Origin of the sequence: Streptosporangium sp. G11, from assembly GCF_051192615.1 — a bacterium.
In the GTDB taxonomy this organism is placed as follows: domain Bacteria; phylum Actinomycetota; class Actinomycetes; order Streptosporangiales; family Streptosporangiaceae; genus Streptosporangium.
On record NZ_JBPJUQ010000222.1, the window covers coordinates 1 to 3336 of the forward strand.

Genomic DNA, 3336 nt, shown 5'->3' on the forward strand with positions numbered 1-3336 from the left:
TGTAAGGTGCAAATCAACCCGAAGGCCGTCGGACGCAAGAGCGACTTATGGCCACAATCCATACCTAAACGCCCTCTAAGAAGCCGTTTGTTCTTCCCGAACACCAGCCGCCACACGGCATCGAGCACGTCCCACGCCTCCGCCAGTTCCAGCGGTGAGACAGGAGCAACACTAGGCGTCTCAACATCGATGGTCTTATGCCAGCACGAATGCCCGGTCGCAAGGCATCGATGGGGCGTCTGGATGTTGCGCAGCTGACCCTTGTCGCATAGCGCGCCTTCGAACTTTCGGATGGGGCCCATGCCGGACCCCACCATGCCAAGCACTTGAGGATGCATGAGGCTGGAGCACAGGTAATCATCATCTGGCAGGCTGCAGGCACCACAGAGCGGCGTTGAAGTCGGTGCGACTCTTTGCCCATCCAGTTCACGCGAGACGGTGGGGTCGTTGATGCCCGCTGCCGCACAGAACAGGTTGCGGCCGTGCTTCACCTGGAAGCTGCATGACTTTCCCTCCGTTGACTGTAAGAGGGCGGTGACGTCATCGACCTTCAAATCCCAGTAGTCCGTGGAGGAATCGGGTTGAGTGTTGGTGCTGAGATGATCACTGACGACGCGGTGCATCCTACGGACGCCGTAGAGCATCAGTGCGCGGTTGATGCGTGCATAAGCCTCATCCACCGACATGGCCAATCTCAGTAAGTCACTTTTAGCGGTTTCGCTGGCCTCCCATGTCAGGCGCACCCACGCACGTAACAGCAGCTCATCACCCTGTTTAGCTTCAAGGCAGGGAACGAAAGGGTGCAGGTCGCCGCTGTTTTGAGGCTGCGACATCAGCCCGGCGAACGTGATTACGGCTCGGGGCATGTTCACTCCTTAAGGAGTTGAGGACCGCACCAGGGCGTGCATCGCCTTGATGGCGACCACCTCCTTGTAGCCAGCCGATCAACGTATCAGCGCAGGAGTGATCGTGTTGCACGCTTTTCGTTTATCTATTTCTTGCTGTGGGTTCGGAGTTCTATTCGAAGACGTGGATTCGATCGGCGCGGGCACGTGGATGCGGGCTGCAGACCTTCCCTGAGCGTCTCTTCTGGCGCCGCGCTCGGTGTCCGGCTCAGTGTGGTGTGCGAAGCTCACCGAGCGCGGCGGCCAACTGCTCACGTAACTCGCTGCTCTCCTTACGGCGCGCAGATGCGGTTGTTGGCCGCTTGGAGGCTCCGACCCCGCAGGACTGGCTTTCCTGTCCGGCGGCGCCGCTCTCAGGCTCAGTGTGCTCTCCCTTTCAACGTGATCATCTCTCGCCGCGACAGCGCCCCTGAGCGCGACAAGCCCCATTAGCACGAGCGATACCGCTGCTCAAGATCGACAGGGCGCCCTGGGGAAGCAGCCCAATAGTCCGACATCTCACCCTGATTAGATGTTCTTCTATCTTGACAGTAATCGAATCAACATGGAACGCTGACCTTACTTAGACATCCGTCAAATCCAAGTGGGGTTCGATCGGCGCGATGACATGCGCCGACGGCCCGAAGGGAGTACGCAATGGCAAGCGATGTCACCGGTGGATTCATCGGGAATCTCCAAGACGCCTTCACCCCGCCCGCGGCTGGAGGATGCTGCGGGAGTCCCGTGACCACCGCGTCCGACGCCGCCGCCAGCACCTCCGGCGCGGTGTCGTGTTGCGGGAGTGAGGCCGAGGCGACCCAGGCGGCCGAAGCCGGATGCTGCGGGCAGGCCCCGGTGGCCGCTTCGACTCCCGCTGCCGCCACTTCCACTGGGTGCTGTGGATGAGCTCTTCACCGTCCGCCCGGCCGCTCGCGCCGCCGGATGCGATCGAGGTTCCGGGGCTGTCGGCAGCCCTGAAGCAGGTAAGCGTGCAGCGGATGCTCGCCTGCGTCACGAAACTGGCCGCTGACGGCTACGCGGGCCGGCGGGTGGGCACTCCCGGTGGCCGGGCCGCCGCAGCCTGGCTCACTGAGCAGTTGGGCGGGCTGGGCGCCCGAGTGCGGCTCGATGCATTCGACGTCGCCGAGGTGCGGGAGCTGTATCGCACGCCGGTGCTGGGCTGGAGTACTGATGCGGCGGTCCGGCAGTTGGAGCATCGCCGGGATTTCGTCGAGCACCTGGCCTCGGCCGAAGTGCCCGAGCCGCGCTCGGCGCCGCTGGTGGGGGCAGAGGCGGCCGATCTCGGCGGCCGCTGGGTCCTGGCCTCAGCCGAGGACTGGACCCAGGCCTGCACGCGCGCCGAAGCCAGCGGCGCGCTCGGCGTGCTGATGGCCCGGGGCACCGACGCCGAGGGGTGGATGCCCAAGATGATCGCCGGACCCACCCGGCGCGCGGTGGCGGTCATCGGACTGCGCCCCGACCTGCACCGGCAGTTGGCCGATGCCCTCCGCGCGAGGCAGGTGAACGTGACGGCGTCGATGCCGCTGCGGTCGGTCGGCGCCCAAGGGGTTAACGTCCATGGCCACCTGCCGATCAGGTGGGACGCTGCGGACGAGACGATGGCGCGGAGCCCGGAAGGTGGGCCGCGGGTGCTGCTGAGCGCACACTTCGACGGGGTGGGCGATGACCCGGATCGCCGCCTGCCCGCCGCGGCCGACAACGCCTCCGGGGTGGCCGCGGTACTGGAAGCCGTCCGCGTCCTGCGCGCTTCGTTGAGAGCGCCGGTGGATCTGTCAGTGTCCTTCCTGGACGCCGAGGAGACCGGCGCGTGGGGTTCGGCCCACCACGCCCCCGCTGTGGCGCCGGGCACCCAGGTCATCAACCTGGACGGGGCCGCGCAGCTGCACCAGGCCGCCTCCGTCGAGGCGGGCGGCCCGGCCCATGGGTTGCTGGCCGCCGTGGATCAGGCCGGGCGCCGCACCGGGGTGGCGTTGCGGGCCGGGGCGATGGCCTCGGACAACCGCCGCTACGCCGCGGCCGGGCTGGCCGCGATCGGCATCGGCATGGGCATGCCCGGCTACCAGACCCCCGCTGAAACCCCTGAGCGCGTCGAGCCGGACACGCTGCTGGCCGCCGCGCGATTGCTGGTGGCCACCGTGTGGCTGCTGGCCGGATCGCCGCACGCTTAAGGCATGCGCCGGCCGAGACCCGGCCACCCCGCCTGGCCGGGCTGGGCAGGGGCGGCGCGAGCGAGCGGTGGTTACCTGGCGTCGAGCTCGGCGATCAGTTTCTCGATGCGGGTGCGGATCTCGTCGCGGATCGGCCGGACGGCCTTGATGCCCTGGCCGGCCGGGTCGTCGAGCTTCCAGTCCTCATAGCGTTTGCCGGGGAAGAACGGGCAGGCATCCCCGCAGCCCATGGTGATGACCACGTCGGAGTCCTGGACGGCCTC

The 3336-nt window shown here is 66.7% G+C and carries 2 protein-coding genes and 1 pseudogene; 1 reads left to right on the forward strand and 2 read right to left on the reverse strand.

Annotated features, from left to right (window positions below; all coding sequences use genetic code 11):
• The coding region (locus tag ACSDR0_RS49905) for a hypothetical protein (protein ID WP_435296010.1) at positions 1-866 on the reverse strand (866 nt) is incomplete at its 3' end.
• Positions 867-1786: 920 nt separating this feature from the next.
• On the opposite strand from ACSDR0_RS49905, the gene ACSDR0_RS49910 reads away from it, so the two are divergent.
• Positions 1787-3073 (forward strand): M20/M25/M40 family metallo-hydrolase, encoded by a 1287-nt coding sequence (locus tag ACSDR0_RS49910; RefSeq protein WP_435296011.1) that lies wholly within the window; start codon positions 1787-1789, stop codon positions 3071-3073.
• 71 nt (positions 3074-3144) lie between these two features.
• Here the strand turns inward: ACSDR0_RS49910 and ACSDR0_RS49915 are convergent.
• Positions 3145-3336 (reverse strand): annotated as a pseudogene (locus tag ACSDR0_RS49915) (hypothetical protein); the annotation flags it as partial.